This is a genomic window from Methylobacterium sp. WL116, from assembly GCF_008039455.1.
GTDB lineage: Bacteria > Pseudomonadota > Alphaproteobacteria > Rhizobiales > Beijerinckiaceae > Methylobacterium.
The window spans coordinates 1-3,349 of the sequence record NZ_VRUV01000500.1 but is presented as its reverse complement, the minus strand read 5'-3'; the positions used below and the strand labels follow the sequence as shown (position 1 = coordinate 3,349).

General features: G+C 69.7%; 3 protein-coding genes. All 3 read left to right on the top strand.

What is annotated here, in order from left to right; genetic code table 11:
• Positions 1-185 precede the first annotated feature (185 nt).
• Positions 186-1,190, top strand: coding sequence for a hypothetical protein (locus FV223_RS23480; RefSeq protein WP_147729244.1), 1,005 nt, complete (start codon positions 186-188; stop codon positions 1,188-1,190).
• A gap of 49 nt (positions 1,191-1,239) precedes the next feature.
• Positions 1,240-2,622 (top strand): 8-oxoguanine deaminase, encoded by a 1,383-nt coding sequence (locus FV223_RS23475; protein ID WP_147729243.1) that lies wholly within the window; start codon positions 1,240-1,242, stop codon positions 2,620-2,622.
• Positions 2,622-3,349 (top strand): ATP-binding cassette domain-containing protein (locus tag FV223_RS23470; protein WP_187276225.1); only part of this gene is annotated, 728 nt, incomplete at its 3' end. The genes FV223_RS23475 and FV223_RS23470, both read left to right, overlap by 1 nt.

Genomic DNA, 3,349 nt, shown 5'->3' with positions numbered 1-3,349 from the left:
GAGCCCGGCCGCCGCGTCGCGCGTTTCAGGGTCGCCGCCGCCGCACCCGCCGGAGCGGGCGCCTGCGCTCGGCCGGCAAACCTGTTGCCGAATTATGACTCGGCCGCCGCCTCTCGCCCAGGTGGCACGCGCTGGCATATCGGTTGCTGCCTGCTCACCGGATTTTCGGCACGGAGAGGGCAGACATGATCGCTCGGGGACTCGTTGCAGCGGCCATGTCGCTCGGTCTGGTGGGATACGGCGCGGCGGCCGATCTCGATGCGAAGAAGGACAAGGCGCCCGTCGAGGCTCCGGCCAAGGAGGCGCCGTTCTTCCTCTTCGCCGACACGCAGTTCAGCTATCGCTACCAGTTCCCGACCGTGTCGCCGGGCGTCCAGATCCAGAAGGCCGACGGCTCGTTCGTCAGCCGCGAGGCGCCCAAGCAGATCTACAACATCTCGCATGCCGACGCCTGGGCCTACGGCACGAACTTCTTCTCGCTCGACATCCTCAAGTCGGGCTCGCAATTCCCGGCCGGCACCACGAACCCGCCCGGCAGCGTCGGCGCGCCGTTCTTCGCCGATTACGGCAACACCGAAGCCTACGGCCTCTATCGCGGCACCCTGAGCCTCAACGCGCTGACCAACTCCAAGGCGTTCACGCTGCCGGGCATCGTCAAGGACATCTCCCTCGCCTTCGGCTTCGACGCGAACTCGCAGAACGACGCGTTCGGCTCGAAGAAGCGCGACGTGGTCGGCGGCCTCAACTTCTCCTTCGACGTGCCGGCCGGATTCCTGAACCTGTCGGTCCACGCCTACAAGGAATGGAACCGCAACGGCTTCAACCTGCAGCCCGATCGCGACCAGAGCTTCGACGTGGTGCCGGAATTCGAGGTGGTCTACAATTTCCCCCTCGCCTTCACCAACCTGCCGCTGAGCCTGACCGGCTTCAACAACATCGTGCTGCCCAAGGGCCGCGGCGTGCAGAACGTGGCCGACTTCGCCTTCAACCCGAAGCGCGGCCTCGAATTCCTGTCGCGCACGAACCTGGTGCTCGACGTGGGCAAGCTGATCTACGACCAGCCCAACAAGGTCGACGCCTTCATCGGCTTCCAGTACTGGCTGAACAAGTTCGGCAACGTCGAGACGGCGACGTTCAAGGGCACGGAAGAGAAGAGCTTCCTCGCCGGCGTCGCGTTCCACATCTTCTGATCGCCGGTTGGATCGCCGATCGCACGACCGTGACGGGATGGGAGACGGCATGACGGGATCCGACGCCAGGCCCCGAGGGGACGAAACGCTCCGGCGCCTGTGGATTCGCGATCCGCTGGCGATCCTCGCCGAGGACGCCGGCGGCGGCATCGTGGTCGAGGGCAGCCGCATCGTCGAGCGCGTGGCGGCCGGCGCGCAGCCCGCCGCGCCGGTGGACGAGACCTTCGACGCTTCGCGCCACGTCGTCATCCCCGGGCTGATCAACACCCACCACCACTTCTTCCAGACGCTGACGCGGGCCCACCCGCTGGCGATCAACAAGCCGCTGTTCCCGTGGCTGAAGGCGCTCTACACGGTCTGGGACAAGATCACCCCCGACGCGTTCCGGCTCGCGACGCGGCTCGCCTACACCGAGCTGCTGCTCTCCGGCTGCACCACGGCGGGGGACCACCACTACCTCTACCCGAAGGGGCTCGAGGATTCCGTCGACGTGCAGGTCGACGAGGCGCGCAGCCTCGGCATCCGCGCCTTCGTCACCCGCGGCTCGATGAGCCTGTCGGAGAAGGACGGCGGCCTGCCGCCCGACTGCCTGACGCAGGACGACGACACCATCCTCGCCGACAGCGAGCGGGTGCTGAACCTGTTCCACGACGCGAAGCCCGGCGCGATGGTGCGGATCGGGCTGGCGCCGTGCTCGCCCTTCAACGTCACCAAGCGGCTGATGCGCGAGAGCGCGGCGCTCGCCGACCGCCACGACTGCCAGCTCCACACCCATCTCGGCGAGACGCTGGACGAGGACGCCTACTGCCTGGAGATGTTCGGCCAGCGGCCGGTCGACTACCTCGAGGAGGTCGGCTGGATGAGCCCGCGGGCCTGGCTCGCGCACGGCATCCACTTCAACGACGACGAGGTGCGCCGGCTCGGCAAGGCCGGCGTCGGCGTCTGCCACTGCCCGACCTCGAACATGACGCTGGCCTCGGGGCAGTGCCGCACCTGCGAGCTGGAGGCGGCGGGCGCGCCGGTTGGCCTCGGCGTCGACGGCTCGGCCTCGAACGACAGCTCCAACCTGATGGAGGGCGTGCGCCACGCCCTGATGATCAACCGCCTGACCTACGGCGCCGAAGCGGTGACGCATCTCGACGCCCTGCGCTGGGCGACCGAGGGCTCGGCCCGCTGCCTCGGGCGCGACGACATCGGCCGGATCGAGCCGGGCCGCGAGGCCGACCTTGCGCTGTTCACCCTCGACGCGCTGCGCTTCTCCGGCGCGCACGATCCGCTGGCCGCGCTCGTGCTGTGCGGCGCGCACCGCGCCGACCGGGTGATGGTCGCGGGCCGGTGGCGGGTGGTCGACGGAAACCCCGTCGGCATGGACACGCGGAAGCTGCGCGAGGACCACGGCCGGCTCGCCCTCAGCCTCCTCGGCGGCGCCTGATGGCGGCCGTGCCGTCGCCCGCCGCCGGCACCGCGCCGCTCTACGGGGCCTACGGCATCGTCAAGCGCTTCGGCGACTTCAAGGCCAACGACGGCGTCGACCTCGAGATCCGCGCCGGCGAGATCCACGCGCTGCTCGGCGAGAACGGCGCCGGCAAGTCGACCCTGATGAAGATCCTCTACGGGCTGCTGGAGCCGACGGAGGGCGTCGTCACCCACAAGGGCGACATCGTGCAGCTGCCCGACCCCGAGGCGGCGCGCGCCATCGGCATCGGGATGGTGTTTCAGCACTTCTCGCTCTGCGAGAACCTGACGGTGGCCGAGAACATCGCCCTCGTCATGCCGAAGACCCTCTCGGGCAGGGCGCTTGCCGAGCGGATCGCCGCGCTCGGGGCGGCCTACGGCCTGCACCTCGATCCCGCCCGGCCGGTCTGGTCGCTCTCGGCCGGGGAGCGCCAGCGCATCGAGATCGTGCGCTGCCTGCTGCAGGACCCGCGCCTCGTCATCCTCGACGAGCCGACCTCGGTGCTGACGCCGGGCGAGGCGGAGCAGCTGTTCTCCGTGCTGGAGCGGCTGCGCGACGAGGGCCGGGCGCTGCTCTACATCTCGCACCGGCTCGACGAGGTGCGGCGCCTGTGCACCCGCGCCACCATCCTGCGCCACGGGCGCGTCGTCGGCGCCTGCGATCCGCAGGGGGAGAGCGCCCGCTCGCTCGCGGCCCTGATGGT

Coding starts and splice junctions, on each gene's coding strand:
- FV223_RS23480 (WP_147729244.1), top strand. CDS start 186: ATGATCGCTCGGGGACTCGTTGCAGCGGCCATGTCGCTCGGTCTGGTG.
- FV223_RS23475 (WP_147729243.1), top strand. CDS start 1,240: ATGACGGGATCCGACGCCAGGCCCCGAGGGGACGAAACGCTCCGGCGC.